Here is a 14,519-nt window from a genome sequence, read left to right on the forward strand (position 1 = left end):
CATCATTGAGGCCCGCGGGAGAGAATCATGCCGCCAGTCCTGATGGGGGCCGCGGTCGCGGTCGTCGTGATCGCCACCTATGTTCTCGTCCGCAGGTCGCTGCAGACGCAGTTGAAGCCGGTACGCGCGCAGCAGGGCGTCCGCCGCCTGCGCCGCGATCCCGTAACGGGCGAATACCGCCCGTTCTGACGGCGGTTGACCCCCTCGCACCCGGTCTTTAAGGGACGGCACTCACCGTCCCGACAGGCCGCTCCGCGATGTCTCGATCCGATCTGCCGCCGCACATGCGGCCCGACCGCTCGTTCCAGGGCCTGATCCTGGCGCTCCAGGCCTTCTGGGCGGAGCAGGGCTGCGTCATCCTCCAGCCCTACGACATGGAGGTCGGTGCCGGCACCTCCCATCCCGGCACCATGCTGCGCTCCCTCGGGCCGAAGCCGTGGAACGCCGCCTATGTGCAGCCCTCCCGCCGGCCCAAGGACGGCCGCTACGGCGAGAACCCGAACCGGCTGCAGCACTACTACCAGTTCCAGGTGATCCTGAAGCCGAACCCGCCGAACCTGCAGGAGCTCTATCTCGGCTCGCTGGAGGCGATCGGCCTCGACCCGAAGCTGCACGACATCCGCTTCGTCGAGGACGACTGGGAGAACCCGACGCTCGGCGCCTGGGGCCTCGGCTGGGAGTGCTGGTGCGACGGCATGGAGGTGAGCCAGTTCACCTACTTCCAGCAGGTGGCCGGCATCGAATGCGCCCCCGTCTCGGGCGAACTGACCTACGGCCTCGAGCGCCTCGCCTGCTACCTGCAGAACGTCGAGAGCATCATGGAGCTGAACTTCAACGGCCGCGAAGGGCCTGAGAAGGTCACCTACCGCGAGGTATTCCTGCAGGCCGAGCAGGAATATTCACGCTACAATTTCGAACATGCCGACACCGCCGCCCTGTTCCGCCGTTTCGCCGAGGCGGAAGCCGAATGCCGCTCGCTCCTCGGCAAGGGCGAGAGCGGCGAGCGCCACCTGATGGTCCAGCCGGCCTATGACCAGTGCCTCAAGGCCGGCCACGCCTTCAACCTGCTCGACGCCCGCGGCGTCATCTCGGTGACCGAGCGGCAGAGCTACATTTTGAGGGTGCGCGAACTGGCGAAGGCCTGCGGCGCCGCCTGGCTGAAGACCGAAGCGGGTGGAGCCGCCTGATGATCCTGATGAACCGCCGTCTCGTCGTCGCCGGCCTCGTCCTCGCCGCCGCACCCGCCCTCGCCCAGCCGGCACCGCGGCCGGCCCAGGCGCCCGCCCCCGCCGACCCGGTCGCGGCGCTGCGCGCCTTCTACGCCAAGCCCGGCCGCGCCTCGGTGAACCCCTATCTGACGCCCCGGCTGCGCCGCCTCTATACCGAACAGCAGGCCCGCAGCCGCCGCTCCGGCGACGTGATGCCCGGCCTCGACTTCGGCTTCGCCTGCGGCTGCCAGGACAGCGACGACGATTATCACACCCGCAACGTCTACCGCCTCGTCAGCCGCGACGAGCGCAAGGCCAAGGTGGCGGTGACGCTCAAGGTCTTCGCCAGCCAACCGGAGACGCAGGTCATCACCTTCGACATGGCGCTGGAGAACGGCCGCTGGCTGATCGACGACGTCTCCGGCGCCGGCGACCCCGGCTGGGTGCTGTCGCAGCTCCTGCAGATGCGTGAGTGACGGGCAGCGATCGGCTGAAGGCAGCCGTCAGGCGCCCGTAGCAAAGGTTCACCCCACCCCGCCGGCCTGCGGCCGCCGACCCTCCCCCTCCAGGGGAGGGTGACGAGGCGCGACCGCCTCGCGTTCCTTGACCAGGATGTCTCGCACGTTTCACCCTCCCCTGGAGGGGGAGGGTCGGCGGCCGCAGGCCGACGGGGTGGGGTGACGTGCGCGACACGGATCAACTCAGGCGCTTTCGGTTGGAGCAGGCCCGCCTCCTGCGGACAACCCAGACGCCGGCGGAACGCCGGCTGTGGCGGGAACTGCACCGCATCCCCATCGCCGGCACCCATTTCCGCCGTCAGGTATCGATCGGGCCCTATGTCGCGGATTTCGCCTGTCTCGCGAGCCGTCTGGTCGTCGAGCTTGACGGAGATCACCACGGGCATCCGGGCCAGCGGCGGCACGACGCCGTCCGCACCGCCTTTCTGGAAGGTCAGGGCTTCCGCGTTCTGCGCTTCTGGAACCACCAGGTGATGCGGGAAATGACGTCAGTACTGGACACGGTGCACCGAGCCGTGTTCTTGGGGCGCGATCCGGAGGCGCCCGTCACCCATCGGCGGCGGCGACTCCAGCCCACCCCAGGCCGTCCTGCGGCCCGCCCCTCTCCTTCGCGGGACGGGTGAATGAGCCTCGCCGAGGCCCGGAAGACCGTTCGATGCCCGACCTTCTCCTCGAACTCCTCTCCGAAGAGATCCCCGCCCGCATGCAGGCGGATGCCGCCGCGCATCTGAAGAAGGCCGTCACCGACGCGCTGGTGGCGCGCGGCTGCCTCTACGAGGGCGCCCGTGTCATCGTCACGCCGCGGAGGCTCGCCCTCTCGGTCCACGGCCTGCCCGTCGCCTCGCCCGATGTGAAGGAAGAGCGCAAGGGCCCCCGCGTCGGCGCGCCCGACGCCGCCATCCAGGGTTTCCTCAAGGCTGCCGGCCTCGCCTCCATCGACCAGGCGACCATCCAGTCCGATCCGAAGAAAGGCGACAGCTACATCGCCGTCATCGAGAAGCCCGGCCGCCCGGTGCCCGAGGTGATCGCGGAGATCGTGCCGGAGATCGTCCGCGCCTTCCCCTGGCCGAAATCCATGCGCTGGGGCGCCGCCTCGGTCTCGTCCTCGTCGCTGCGCTGGGTGCGACCGCTGCAGTCCATCCTCTGCACCTTCGGCCCCGAGACCGAGGACCCCGAGGTCATCCGCTTTTCCATCGACGGCATCGCATCCGGCGAGACGACGCGCGGCCACCGCTTCATGGCGCCCGGCGACATCCGCGTTCGGCGCATGGACGACTATCTGACGAGCCTGGAGAAGGCCTTCGTCGTCGCCGACCCGGAGGAGCGCAAGCGCCGCATCCTCGCCGACGCCCGGAACCTCTGCTTCGCCCAGGGGCTGGAGCTCGTCGAGGACGAGGACCTGCTCAACGAGGTCGCCGGCCTCGTCGAATGGCCGGTGGTGCTCATGGGGGCCTTCGAGGAGAGCTTCCTCGCCATCCCCGACGAGGTCATCCGCGCGACGATCCGGGCGAACCAGAAATGCTTCGTGGTGCGGGACCCGAAGACCGGCCGCCTCGCCAACCGCTTCGTGCTCACCGCCAATCTCGAGGCCAGCGACGGCGGCAAGGCCATCGTCGCCGGCAACGAGCGCGTCATCCGCGCCCGCCTCTCCGACGCACTCTATTTCTGGGAGACCGACCAGAAGCCGCTTCCCGACTTCGAGGACAGGGGCAAGCCGCTGGACCAGCGCATGGCGAAGCTGCGCGCCCTCAACGTCGTGTTCCACGAGAAGCTGGGGACGCAGGGCGAGCGCGTCGACCGCATCATGACGCTGGCCCGCGACATCGCGCCGCTGGTCGACGCCGATCCGAAGGATGCCGAGCGCGCGGCCGAGCTCGCCAAGGCCGACCTCATGACCGAGGTCGTCGGCGAATTCCCGGAGGTTCAGGGCCTGATGGGGCGGAAATACGCCCTGCTCCAGGGCGAGCACGAGAGCGTCGCCGCCGCCATCGAGGACCACTACAAGCCGCAGGGGCCGAGCGACCGCGTCCCGACCGACAAGGTGGCCGTCGCCGTGGCGCTGGCCGACAAGCTGGACACGCTGGTTGGCTTCTGGGCCATCGACGAGAAGCCGACGGGGTCGAAGGACCCGTTCGCGCTGCGCCGGGCGGCGCTGGGCGTGATCAGGTTGGTGCTGGAGAACTCATTCCGACTTAAACTCGCAGAAGTGACAAGCAAGATGTCGGAGCACTGGGCACCGATTCTTCAGGTACATGAAGTATCAGAAGGTCCTGTTGATGACCCGAAGCTTTTGGCGCGCGGGGGCAGCGGCATCTGGAAGAAAACAATTTCTAGGCCCTCATTCGATTATCAACAACTCCCATTTGACCTCCTCTCCTTCTTCCACGACCGCCTCAAGGTCCTGCTCCGCGACCAGGGCCAGCGCCATGACCTCGTCGATGCGGTGCTCGCCTCCGGCGAGGGCAATGACGACCTGCTGCTCGTCGTCCGCCGCGTCGAGGCGCTCGCCGCCCTCCTCGGCACCGAGGACGGGAAAAACCTCCTCGCCGGCACCAAGCGCGCCATCAACATCCTGCGCATCGAGGAGAAGAAGGACGGCCGCGCCTATGACGGCGCGCCGGACGCCGCCCTCGTCCACGAGAAGGGCGAGCCGGAGGAGCGGGCGCTGTTCGGCCTGCTCCAGTCGGCGAGCGCCCATGCCCGAGACCACGTGGCGCGCGAGGACTATGCCGGGGCGATGAAGGCCCTCGCGGAGCTGCGGCCCGCGGTCGACGCCTTCTTCGACAAGGTGACGGTGAACGCCGAGGATCCCGCCTTGCGCGAGAACCGGCTGAAGATCCTGGCGGAACTCCGCGCCGCCACGGCCACGGTGGCGGATTTCTCGAAGATCGAGGGTTGACGGCGGCGTCGCCGTCCACCCCACCCTCCCCTGGAGGGGGAGGGTCGGCGGCCGTCAGGCCGACGGGGTGGGGTGACGCAGCTCCCGTTAGGCCTTTCACCCCTCCCCGACCGCGCTGCGCGCGATCGACCCTCCCCCTCCAGGGGAGGGTGGCGCAGTGCGCCGTGACGGACGTTCCGAAGATCAGGGTGGACATGACGGCCGCGCGTCTGCGCCACCTTCCCCGATGACACGCCGTCATGCCCGAGCTCGTCCCGGGCATCCACGAATTCTGGAGCTTCGGAGTTCAAGTCGTGGATACCCGGCACAAGGCCGAGCATAGCGGCAAAGCCGGTGTCTGCCTCCTCTGAAGGCAGCAGGGCCTCCCCCTCACTGACGTCGCCGATCGGTTCGGGCCTAAAAGCCCCGCCCCTCGCGCAGGATGGCCTCGGCCTCCGGCGTCGGCTGTCCCAGGCTGTCCTGCAGCACCAGCCCCGGGAGGATGGAGACCGGCGCCCGCGAGCCCTTCGTTCCCGTCAGGATGAGCCGCACCGCCGCCGCGCCGGGCCGGGGGTGGACCGGGCGCACGGTGATGCCGCCGAAACGGCCCTTCATCGCGGCGAGCAGGGCGTCGGGGCGGTCGGCGCGGTGGATGAGCGTCACCGTGCCGCCGGGGCGCAGCACCGCCACGGCGGTGCGCAGGAAGCCCGCCAGCAGCTCGTCGCCGCCGGAATGGGCGAGGCGCTTGCCGACCCCCGGCGAGGGGCGATGGCGCGGCAGGTCGTGGAAGGGCGGATTGGTGATGACCCGGTCGATCTCGCCGACCAGCAGCCCGGCCTTCTCGCGCGGAGCGCCGCGGGCGAGCGCGTCCATGACGATGACCCGGGTGCGGTTGCCGAAGCCGTTGGCGGCGGCGTTGCGCTCGGCGAGTTCGGCGAGGGCCGGGTCGATCTCCACCAGGGTGAGGAAACACTGCGGCACGCGCGCCGCCAGGCAGAAGGCGGCGGCCCCCACGCCCGCGCCGAGGTCGAGAATACGGTCTCCCGGCGAGGCCGGCACCGCGGCCGCCAGCAACACGGCGTCGTGTCCGGCGCGATGTCCAACCCGCGGTTGGGTGATCGCCACACGGCCCCCGAGGATCCGGTCGGCCGTGTGTTCGAAGAGGGGGTCGTCGAGCAGAGTCATATGCGCCTTATTGCATACACACGCGCTGATTAGAATATTTCAATTCTAGCGACAGTTGCGGATTCAACAGATTTTCTCGGCCTGAATCGCCGTCACGGCGCCCCTTGTCGCAAGGTATCGCCCCATCCTGCCGCAACGATGGCAGCGCGAGCCCGCGCGACGTCTGCTTCCGGTACCAAAATACGCAGCGGAAACGCGGTGATTCGCGCCTCGATGGCTGAGACGTGGCGATCGGCGACGAAGACGGAGATTCCCTCGCCCTCCAGGAGCGCTTCGACGGCGCTGACGAGAACGGGGTCGGCGGTGCGGATGATCTCTTCCAAAACCCGGCCTCCCGGCGGCTGCGCGACGTTTCGTGAAGGCCGGGCGGCTTGAGATGCCGCCTCCACCTGCCTATTGTCCGTCACGAATTTGCCCGCATCCTGCGGGCCGGCAGTGGAGCATGGCGTGGCAGTCGTTGTCCCCTTCGAAAAGGACAGGGCCTCCATCGAGGCATTGGTGGGCGCCACGCGGGCGGACATGGACCGGGTCAATGCCATGATCCTGTCGCGCACGGGGTCCGAAGTCACCATGATCCCGGAGGTGGCGAACCACCTCATCTCCTCCGGCGGCAAGCGGCTGCGGCCCATGCTCACCCTCGCCACCGCGGCGCTCGCCGGCTACCAGGGCGAGGGCCATGTGAAACTCGCCGCGGCCGTCGAGTTCATGCATACCGCGACCCTCCTCCACGACGACGTGGTGGATGAGAGCGACATGCGGCGCGGCCGTCCGGCGGCGCGCATGGTCTGGGGCAACGAGGCCTCGGTGCTGGTCGGCGACTTCCTGCTCGGCCAGGCCTTCAAGATGATGGTCGAGGTCGGCTCCCTGCGCGCCCTCGACATCCTCTCCACCGCCGCCGCCGTCATCGCCGAGGGTGAGGTGATGCAGCTCGCCGCCGCCAAGAACACCGCCACCACCGAGGACGAATATCTCGCCGTCATCCGCGGCAAGACGGCCGAGCTCTTCGCCGCCGCCTGCGAGGTCGGCCCCGTCATCGCCGGCAAGCCCAAGGCCGAGCAGGCCGCCGCCCGCGCCTACGGCATGAATCTCGGCATCGCCTTCCAGCTCGTCGACGACGCCCTCGACTATGGCGGCAAGTCGCAGAAGCTCGGCAAGAACACCGGCGACGACTTCCGCGAGGGCAAGATCACCCTGCCCGTGGTGCTCGCCTTCCGCCGCGGCTCGGAACAGGAGCGTGCCTTCTGGAAGAAGGTGCTGGTGGACGGCGCCATCGAGGAGGGAGACCTCGAAACCGCCACCGGTTTCATGGCGCGCCACGGGACCCTCGCCGACACGATCGAACGCGCCCGCCACTACGGCGACATGGCCAAGGACGCCCTCGCCCTCTTCCCCGACAGCCCGATGAAGGACGCCCTCGTCCAGGCGGTCGATTTCTGCATCTCCCGCGCCCATTGATGGCGGCCGTGGCGGAACGCGACCTCGATCGACCCATCTCGGAGCGGGTCGGCGTCTCACCTCTCCCCGGCGGAGAGAGGTCGCCGAGCGCAGCGAGACGTGTGAGGGGGAAACCCCTCGCCGTCAGGCCCGGCCCCCTCACGAGGCCCGAGGCCGACCTCTCCCCGCCGGGGAGAGATGACGCAGCGGCGCGGTCTGCGATGGCTGCCTGCGGACGGGCGCGCCCTCATGGCTGACGACGGCGCCCTCGTGCTCTTCTCCGGGGGCCAGGACTCCGCCACCTGCCTGGCCTGGGCGCTCGACCGCTTCGCCCATGTCGAGACGCTGGGCTTCGACTACGGCCAGCGCCATCAGGTCGAACTCGCCTGCCGTGCCGGCATTCGCGACGGGCTCGGCCGGGTGAATTCTGGCTGGGCGGCCCGCCTCGGCCCCGATCACACGCTGGGGCTCGCCGCCCTCGGCGAGGTCTCCGACACGGCGCTGACCCGCGAGGTCGCCATCGAGATGACCGACCAGGACCTGCCCAACACCTTCGTGCCGGGCCGCAACCTCGTGTTCCTCACCTTCGCCGCGGCCCTCGCCTATCGCCGCGGCCTCAAGCACATCGTCGCCGGCATGTGCGAGACCGACTATTCCGGCTATCCCGACTGCCGCGACGACACCATCAAGGCGCTGCAGGTGGCGCTGAACCTCGGCATGGAAAAGCGCTTCGTGCTGCACACGCCGCTGATGTTCATCGACAAGGCCGACACCTGGCGGATGGCGGAACGCCTCGGCGGCGAAGCGCTGGTCGAGCTGATCCGCACCGACTCGCATTCCTGCTACCTCGGCGTCCGGACGGAACTTCACGCGTGGGGCCACGGCTGCGGCACCTGCCCGGCCTGCCACCTGCGGGCCGCCGGCTGGCGGCGTTATCGGGAATGATGAGGCCCCATACCGCCCTGCCGATCCGCCGGTGCGCCCTCACCCCAGCATGGTCGGTTTCACCCACCAGTGCGGCCGGACGGCGGTGATCGCCTTGCCCGCCGCCGCGGCGGCCCGACAAGTGTCGTAGAGCCCGAAGACAGTCGCGCCCGAGCCCGACATGCGCGCCAGCCGGCAGGCGGGATCGCCGCGCAGCAGCGCCAGCGCCTCCCCGATGACCGGGGCGAGCGCCAGGGCCCGCGTTTCCAGATCGTTGCGCGAAGCCGCGAGCAGCGGCAGTAGGGCCCGCCGGTCGCGGCGACTGCCATCCTCCACGACAACGGCGGGATCGCCGCCCCGGGTCGCCCCCGGCGCCAACCCGAGCCCGCCGAAGACGGCGGGGGTCGGCACCGCCACCCGCGGATTGACCAGCAGCGCCGGCAGCCTCGGGAGGGCGAGGATCGGTCCGAGGTCGTGCCCCGTGCCGCGCATGAAGCGGGCGGCCGGTGCGAGGCACACCGGCACGTCGGATCCCGTCAGCCGGGCCGCCTCCATCAGGCGGGGGTCGTCGAGGGAAAGACCCGCGGCATTTGCCAGGAGACGCAGCGCCGCCGCCGCATCCGACGAGCCGCCGCCGAGGCCGGCCGCCACCGGCAGCCGCTTGATGAGGGTGAAGGCGCCGCCCGGCAGGCCGGGCACACGCTCGGCCAGGAGCCGCGCCGCCTTGAGCACGAGATTGTCGGTGACCGGCCCCGCCTCCCCCGCCGTGCGGCCGCGCGTCACCAGCGAGAACCCCGCTCCGCCGGGCACGAACCGCAACGCGTCGCCGGCTGCCGCGAAGACGACGAGGCTTTCGAGGTCGTGATAGCCGTCGGCGCGCCGCGCCCGGACGGCGAGCGTCAGGTTCACCTTGGCGGACGCGCGCGCGGTGAGGCCGGGCGGCATGAACCGGGGCCGGGAGCGGTCAGTTCGGCTTGGGAGCCGGCCCCTCGCCGGTGTTGCGGCTGGTCTGGACCGGATTGTCGGTCAGGCCGTTGGCGATCTTGTCCAGGATGCGCGGCAGGTCGTCCGGCTCCGGCTTGAGATCGCGGGCATGGTTCCACTGGAACCGGGCCTCGAGCTCGCGGCCGGCCTTCCAGTAGGCGTCACCGAGATGGTCGTTGATGACCGGGTCTTCCGGCTTCAGCTCGATCGCCCGCTCGAGTTCGGCCACCGCCTCCTCGTAGCGGCCCATGCGGTAATAGGCCCAGCCGAGGCTGTCGACGATATAGCCGTCCTCGGGCGTCAGCTCGACGGCCTTGCGCACGAGGGCGAGGCCCTCTTCCAGGTTGATGCCCTGGTCGACCCAGGAATAGCCGAGATAGTTCAGCACCTGCGCCCGCCCGCGGGCATTGTTCTCGGGGATGAGTTCGAGCGCCTTCTTCAGGTCCGCCTCGGCCTTGGCCCACTGCTTGGTGCGCTCATAGGCGATGCCGCGGAAGTAGAAGTAGATCCAGTGCTGCGGCCCCGGATCGGAGATCAGCGCCAGCGCCTTGGAATAGGTCTCCGCCGCCTCGCCGAACATCTTGCGCGCCCGCTGGATGTTGCCGAGCGCCTGCAGCGCCTCGAGATCCTGCGGGTTGCGGGCGATGAGGTCGGACAGCGCCTTGCGCGCCTCGTCGGTGCGGTCGAGCTGTTCGAGGTTAAGCGCCCGCTGGATCTGGGCGTTGCGGTAGAGCGGCGAGCTCTCCGGCATGGCCTCGAACACCGCGATCGCCCGGCGCGGCAGCTTCAGATATTCATAGAGGTCGGCCAGCGACAGGATCGCCATGTCCTGCTGCGGCTCCAGCCAACGCGCGAGCTGCAGGTAGATGAGGGCGAGGTCCTCGCCGCCCTGGCGCGACAGGGCCGAGCCGAGGCCGTAGAGCACCTCGGCGGCACCGGCCTGGCTGGTGCGCACCAGCATGGGCAGCGACCCGCCCGGCTGGCTCAGCCGCTCCTGCGCCGCGACGATCACGGGGTGGTTGGGAATCACCTTGTCGTAGGCGGCGAAGATCTGCCGAGCGTCGTCGGCCGACTTGGCGCGCGAGGCCCAGCGGCCGTAGGCGTCCACGATCCTGAGGATCGTCGGGTCCTGCTTGTAGGCCTCCTCCAGCCGACGGCCGGCCTCGGCGCGGCGTCCCGCGGCGTCGAGGATCAGGCCGGCATGAAAGTTCTTGAACAGGTTGTACCAGTCGGCACCGGTGAGCCGGTCGAGCGCGGCGACACCCGCCTGCGCGTCGCCCGAGCCGAGATGGGTCCAGCCGATGAGCAGGGCGGAGGTCAGGTCGGCATTGGCGCGCGGCGCCGCGGTCAGATGGGTGCGGGCGGTCTGGAACTGTTTCGCCTTCAGCGCCCGCATGGCGAGGGTCAGCCGCGCCAGGCGGTGGCCGCGATCGATCTGGATCAGCCGCTCGGCGAGCGGGCCGGCCTCGTCGACATTGCCGTCGGCCAGCGTGGTGACGAAGGCACGTTCCAGGATCTCGTTGTTGCGCGGATCCTGCCGCAGCGCCGCGCGCCAGTAGACCGACGCCGCCGAGGTGTCCCGCACGTTGGAGGCCAGCCGCGCCGCCAGCACGTTGCCATAAACGGAGCCGCGCAGGGCGTCACGGAAGGTCGGGGTCGCGCCCAGCGGTTCGAAGCTCTGGTTGCGCGCCTGGGCCAGGCCCGGGGATACGACGGCGGTGGCGATGGCCGCCGCCAGCGCGAGGACGCGGAAAGGGGTCTTGATCGTCACAATCGCTCTCTCGTCATTCCTCGGAGAAGATCGGCGCCGCACGCGAGAAAATGCGCCTGTCGGGTCGGCGGGGCATCGGTCCAGCATGCCTTCGAAGCCGGTGATCCGCAAGGAGACCTTGGCGGGTGAGTTGGGCGATGCCAAGGCAGATGGCGGTTTCGTGATCGTCGCGCGTTGATCGGTCCCACGGCCCCGGCGAGGCTTGAAGCCGGCCGTGGGAGGCTTTAGCAGGGCGCGGGGGCGAGCATTTTCGCCCGTTCCGGAATCTGCCTCATGGCCCTCTCGCCCGCCGACGAACTCCTGACGCTGCGCGACCTCGTCCGCTATGCCGTCACCCGCTTCGCCCAGGCCCGGCTGGTCTACGGCCACGGCACCACCACGGCCCTCGACGAGGCGGCCTTCATGATGCTCGAGGGCCTCTCCCTTCCCGTGGACGAACTCGGCCCCTGGCTGGAGGCGCGCCTGACGCGGCCGGAGCGCGAGCGGCTGATCGGCCTCATCGAGGCCCGCATCGCCACCCGCAAGCCGGCGCCCTACCTGGTCGGCCGCGCCTATATCCAGGGCGTGCCCTTCCGGGTCGACGAGCGGGTCATCGTGCCGCGCTCCTATCTCGGCGAGATGATGATGACGGGGGCGCTCACCCAGGACGGCGCGGGCCCCGTTCCCGACCCCTTCGAGATCTCCCGAGTGCTCGACCTGTGCACCGGCTCCGGGTGCCTGGCCATCCTCGCCGCCATGGCCTATCCGAACGCTGCCGTCGACGCTGTGGACCTGTCGCGCGACGCGCTGGAGGTGGCGAAGCTCAACCTCGCCGACCACGACATGGAGGACCGGGTCCATCTCATCGCCGGCGACCTGTTCAAGCCGCTCGCCGGCCGCCGCTACGACCTCATCATCGCCAATCCGCCTTATGTGGCGAAGGCCGAGGTGGACGCCTTCCCGGCCGAATACCGCGCCGAACCCGTCATGGCCCATCTGGGCGGCGCCGACGGCCTCGACATCGTCCGCCGCATCCTCGCCGAGGCGGGCGACCACCTCACCCCCGAGGGCGGCCTGATCTGCGAGATCGGAACCGGGCGCGACATCCTCGAGGCCGAATACGACCTGCCGTTCCTCTGGCTCGATTCGGCCGAGAGCGAGGGCGAGGTGTTCTGGCTCAGTGCGGCTGATCTGGCGGCCGAATAACCATCGCAGCGCTGAGTTCACCCCCACCCCTGACCCCTCCCCGCCGCAAGCGGGGGGAGGGGACGAGCCCCTTCATGCGCCCGTGGTGTGGCAGATCGCGACGAGACGTCCCGCAGTTCCCCTCCCCCCGCTTGCGGCGGGGAGGGGTCAGGGGTGGGGGGTCCGCTTGCCGTCGCCCCTGGCCAGGGCATCGAGCCCCTCCCCTTCCAGCCGGTAGGAGATCGCCGGCCGAACCTTCATCCCCAGCCGCTCGTAGAAGCGCTGGGCCCCCTCGTTGTGGGGCTCGGCGGTCAGGTCGATGCGGGTGATGCCCTTGTCGCGGGCGAAGCCTGCGAGAAAGGCCATCAGCGCCTCGCCGATGCCGGCGCCCCGCGCCGCCTCGACGACGAAGAGATCCTTGACGAAGAGCATGCCACCGAGCCGCCGTCCCGGGTGCACCAGCACGAAGAAGGCGATGCCAACGGGCTGCCCCTCGTTGAACGCGAGGGCCACCAGCGTTCCCAGCTGCGGATCGGCCTCGATCCGCCGCATCAGCGCAGTCACGTCGCCCGCCGCACTCGGCGGCAGCTGCGGGTTGTAGAAGAGGTCCATCGCCCGGTTCATGGCGGCGATGGCCTCGTGGTCGTCCGGGCCGGCGAGGCGGATGGTCGGCTCTCCGGTCATGCGGACCCTCAGCGCGCGAACTTCTTGTACTGAATCCGCTTCGGAATGGTCGAATCGATGCCGAGGCGACGCTTCTTGTCCTCCTCGTAGTCCTGGAAATTGCCCTCGAACCACTCGACGTGGCTGTCCCCCTCGAAGGCGAGGATGTGGGTGGCGATGCGGTCGAGGAACATGCGGTCATGGCTGATGATGACGGCGCAGCCGGCATAATCCTCCAGCGCCTCTTCCAGCGCCCTCAGCGTGTCGACGTCGAGGTCGTTGGTCGGCTCGTCGAGCAGCAGCACGTTGGCGCCGCGCTGCAGGATCTTGGCGAGGTGGACACGGTTGCGCTCGCCGCCCGAGAGCTGGCCGACCTTCTTCTGCTGGTCGCCGCCCTTGAAGTTGAAGGCGCCGCAATAGGCGCGGGCGTTGATCTCGCGTTTTCCCAGATAGAGGATCTCGTTGCCGCCGGAGATCTCCTCATAGACCGTCTTGTTGTCGGCGAGGGCGTCGCGCGACTGGTCGACATAGCCGAGCTTGACGTTGTCTGCGACGATGATCTCGCCGCCGTCCGGCTTTTCCTGGCCCGCGATCATACGGAACAGCGTCGTCTTGCCGGCGCCGTTCGGGCCGATGACGCCGACGATGCCGCCCGGCGGCAGGCGGAACGACAGGTTGTCGATCAGCAGCTTGTCGCCGAAGGCCTTCGACAGGTCCTTGAACTCGATCACGTTGTTGCCGAGGCGCTCGGCGATGGGAATGATGATCTGGGCGGTGGTCGGGCCGGCCTCGGCGGCCTTCTTGACGAGGTCGTCGTAGCGCTGGATGCGGGCCTTGTTCTTCGCCTGCCGCGCCTTGGGCGAGGAGCCCATCCATTCGGCTTCACGCTGCAGCGTCTTCAGGCGCGTCTCCTCCTCGCGGCCCTCCTGGAGGAGGCGCTTCTGCTTCTGCTGCAGCCACGAGGAGTAATTGCCCTCGTAGGGTATGCCCTTGCCGCGGTCGAGCTCGAGGATCCAGCCCGTGACGTTGTCGAGGAAGTAGCGGTCATGGGTGACGATCAGGATGGCGCCCGGATAGGTCCTGAGGTGGCCTTCCAGCCAGGCGGTCGTCTCGGCGTCGAGGTGGTTGGTCGGCTCGTCGAGCAAGAGGACTTCCGGCTGGTCGAGCAGGAGGCGGCAGAGCGCCACGCGGCGCTTCTCGCCGCCGGAGAGCTTGTCCACCGCCCAGTCGTCCGGCGGGCAGATCAGCGCGTCCATCGCCTGGTCCACCTGGCTGTCGAGATCCCACAGGCCCTGCGCCTCGATCTCGTCCTGGAGCTTCGCCATCTCGTCGGCGGTCTCGTCGGAATAGTTCATGGCGAGCTCGTTGTAGCGGTCGAGGATCGCCTTCTTCTTGGCGACGCCGAGCATGACGTTCTCGCGCACGGTGAGGCTGGTATCGAGCTGCGGCTCCTGCGGCAGGTAGCCGACGCGCACGCCCTCGGCGGCCCAGGCCTCGCCGGTATATTCCTTGTCCATTCCGGCCATGATGCGCAGCAGGGTGGACTTACCCGCGCCGTTGACGCCGAGCACGCCGATCTTGGCGTCCGGGTAGAAGGACAGGTGGACGTTTTCCAGAACCTTTTTGCCGTTCGGATAGGCCTTGGTCAGGCCGGACATGTGGTAGGCGAACTGGCGAGCCATGGCGTGGGGCGTCCCTGATGTGCCGCGTGCACCGGCGGTGCCGCGCCGCGTCGAGCTGGATGTCGCGTGATCAGCGCGAGATAGCGGGCGGCGGGGAAAGCCGCAAGC

15 protein-coding genes are annotated in these 14,519 nt (G+C 69.3%); 9 read left to right on the forward strand and 6 right to left on the reverse strand.

The features are described 5' to 3' along the window. Nucleotides 1-27 precede the first annotated feature (27 nt). The 5 genes from C6569_RS21950 (at nt 28) to glyS (ending at nt 4,625) form a co-directional block, all read left to right on the forward strand. Nucleotides 28-189: a hypothetical protein gene (locus C6569_RS21950; protein WP_181313723.1), complete on the forward strand. Its 162-nt coding sequence runs from the start codon at nt 28-30 to the stop codon at nt 187-189. Nucleotides 190-257: 68 nt separating this feature from the next. Further along, nucleotides 258-1,187: a glycine--tRNA ligase subunit alpha gene (locus C6569_RS11330; RefSeq protein ID WP_106748949.1), complete on the forward strand. Its 930-nt coding sequence runs from the start codon at nt 258-260 to the stop codon at nt 1,185-1,187. After that, entirely contained in the window at nt 1,187-1,684 is a 498-nt protein-coding gene (locus C6569_RS11335; RefSeq protein ID WP_106748950.1) for a DUF3828 domain-containing protein, read from the forward strand. The genes C6569_RS11330 and C6569_RS11335 overlap by 1 nt, the downstream gene beginning before the upstream one ends. Before the next feature lie 206 nt (nt 1,685-1,890). Next, nucleotides 1,891-2,349, forward strand: coding sequence for an endonuclease domain-containing protein (locus tag C6569_RS11340; protein ID WP_106748951.1), 459 nt, complete (start codon nt 1,891-1,893; stop codon nt 2,347-2,349). 32 nt (nt 2,350-2,381) lie between these two features. Beyond that, a complete protein-coding gene (gene glyS, locus C6569_RS11345) occupies nt 2,382-4,625 on the forward strand; it encodes a glycine--tRNA ligase subunit beta (protein WP_106748952.1) in 2,244 nt (747 codons plus the stop codon). Nucleotides 4,626-5,021: 396 nt separating this feature from the next. On the opposite strand, the gene C6569_RS11350 is transcribed toward glyS, so the two are convergent. Continuing rightward, nucleotides 5,022-5,789, reverse strand: coding sequence for a tRNA1(Val) (adenine(37)-N6)-methyltransferase (locus C6569_RS11350; RefSeq protein ID WP_106748953.1), 768 nt, complete (start codon nt 5,787-5,789; stop codon nt 5,022-5,024). Nucleotides 5,790-5,881: 92 nt separating this feature from the next. Next, the gene (locus tag C6569_RS11355; RefSeq protein WP_106748954.1) at nt 5,882-6,112 is read right to left on the reverse strand and encodes a putative signal transducing protein; all 231 of its coding nucleotides are present in this window, start codon (nt 6,110-6,112) and stop codon (nt 5,882-5,884) included. A 124-nt stretch (nt 6,113-6,236) separates the two neighbouring features. Here C6569_RS11355 and C6569_RS11360 point away from each other — a divergent pair, with 124 nt between their 5' ends. Together C6569_RS11360 and queC are read left to right on the forward strand one after the other, a co-directional pair. Continuing rightward, nucleotides 6,237-7,244 carry a polyprenyl synthetase family protein gene (locus tag C6569_RS11360; RefSeq protein ID WP_106748955.1) on the forward strand — a complete coding sequence of 336 codons (1,008 nt, stop codon included), beginning with the start codon at nt 6,237-6,239 and terminating at the stop codon, nt 7,242-7,244. Between the two features lie 228 nt (nt 7,245-7,472). After that, nucleotides 7,473-8,168: a 7-cyano-7-deazaguanine synthase QueC gene (queC, locus tag C6569_RS11365; RefSeq protein WP_106751006.1), complete on the forward strand. Its 696-nt coding sequence runs from the start codon at nt 7,473-7,475 to the stop codon at nt 8,166-8,168. A 39-nt stretch (nt 8,169-8,207) separates the two neighbouring features. On the opposite strand, the gene C6569_RS11370 is transcribed toward queC, so the two are convergent. Further along, nucleotides 8,208-9,092, reverse strand: coding sequence for a 4-(cytidine 5'-diphospho)-2-C-methyl-D-erythritol kinase (locus tag C6569_RS11370; protein ID WP_106748956.1), 885 nt, complete (start codon nt 9,090-9,092; stop codon nt 8,208-8,210). A gap of 19 nt (nt 9,093-9,111) precedes the next feature. Beyond that, nucleotides 9,112-10,902, reverse strand: a complete 1,791-nt coding sequence (locus C6569_RS11375) for a tetratricopeptide repeat protein (RefSeq protein WP_181313724.1) — start codon at nt 10,900-10,902, stop codon at nt 9,112-9,114. Between C6569_RS11375 and C6569_RS21955 the strand changes: the two genes are divergently transcribed. Further along, nucleotides 10,892-11,080, forward strand: coding sequence for a hypothetical protein (locus C6569_RS21955; RefSeq protein ID WP_181313725.1), 189 nt, complete (start codon nt 10,892-10,894; stop codon nt 11,078-11,080). The genes C6569_RS11375 and C6569_RS21955 overlap by 11 nt on opposite strands. A gap of 95 nt (nt 11,081-11,175) precedes the next feature. After that, nucleotides 11,176-12,087 (forward strand): 50S ribosomal protein L3 N(5)-glutamine methyltransferase, encoded by a 912-nt coding sequence (gene prmB, locus C6569_RS11380; protein WP_106748957.1) that lies wholly within the window; start codon nt 11,176-11,178, stop codon nt 12,085-12,087. A gap of 147 nt (nt 12,088-12,234) precedes the next feature. On the opposite strand, the gene C6569_RS11385 is transcribed toward prmB, so the two are convergent. Beyond that, entirely contained in the window at nt 12,235-12,750 is a 516-nt protein-coding gene (locus C6569_RS11385) for a GNAT family N-acetyltransferase (RefSeq protein ID WP_106748958.1), read from the reverse strand. A gap of 8 nt (nt 12,751-12,758) precedes the next feature. Beyond that, nucleotides 12,759-14,411 carry an energy-dependent translational throttle protein EttA gene (ettA, locus tag C6569_RS11390; RefSeq protein WP_106748959.1) on the reverse strand — a complete coding sequence of 551 codons (1,653 nt, stop codon included), beginning with the start codon at nt 14,409-14,411 and terminating at the stop codon, nt 12,759-12,761. Nucleotides 14,412-14,519: the final 108 nt, after the last annotated feature.

The sequence above is a fragment of the Phreatobacter cathodiphilus genome, assembly GCF_003008515.1.
Lineage (GTDB): Bacteria > Pseudomonadota > Alphaproteobacteria > Rhizobiales > Phreatobacteraceae > Phreatobacter > Phreatobacter cathodiphilus.

What these genes read in the sequence shown, in the direction of transcription:
- C6569_RS21950 (WP_181313723.1), top strand. Translation starts at nt 28, where the DNA reads ATGCCGCCAGTCCTGATGGGGGCCGCGGTCGCGGTCGTCGTGATCGCC.
- C6569_RS11330 (WP_106748949.1), top strand. Translation starts at nt 258, where the DNA reads ATGTCTCGATCCGATCTGCCGCCGCACATGCGGCCCGACCGCTCGTTC.
- C6569_RS11335 (WP_106748950.1), top strand. Translation starts at nt 1,187, where the DNA reads ATGATCCTGATGAACCGCCGTCTCGTCGTCGCCGGCCTCGTCCTCGCC.
- glyS (WP_106748952.1), top strand. Translation starts at nt 2,382, where the DNA reads ATGCCCGACCTTCTCCTCGAACTCCTCTCCGAAGAGATCCCCGCCCGC.
- C6569_RS11350 (WP_106748953.1), bottom strand. Translation starts at nt 5,789, where the DNA reads ATGACTCTGCTCGACGACCCCCTCTTCGAACACACGGCCGACCGGATC.
- queC (WP_106751006.1), top strand. Translation starts at nt 7,473, where the DNA reads ATGGCTGACGACGGCGCCCTCGTGCTCTTCTCCGGGGGCCAGGACTCC.
- C6569_RS11370 (WP_106748956.1), bottom strand. Translation starts at nt 9,092, where the DNA reads ATGCCGCCCGGCCTCACCGCGCGCGCGTCCGCCAAGGTGAACCTGACG.
- prmB (WP_106748957.1), top strand. Translation starts at nt 11,176, where the DNA reads ATGGCCCTCTCGCCCGCCGACGAACTCCTGACGCTGCGCGACCTCGTC.
- C6569_RS11385 (WP_106748958.1), bottom strand. Translation starts at nt 12,750, where the DNA reads ATGACCGGAGAGCCGACCATCCGCCTCGCCGGCCCGGACGACCACGAG.
- ettA (WP_106748959.1), bottom strand. Translation starts at nt 14,411, where the DNA reads ATGGCTCGCCAGTTCGCCTACCACATGTCCGGCCTGACCAAGGCCTAT.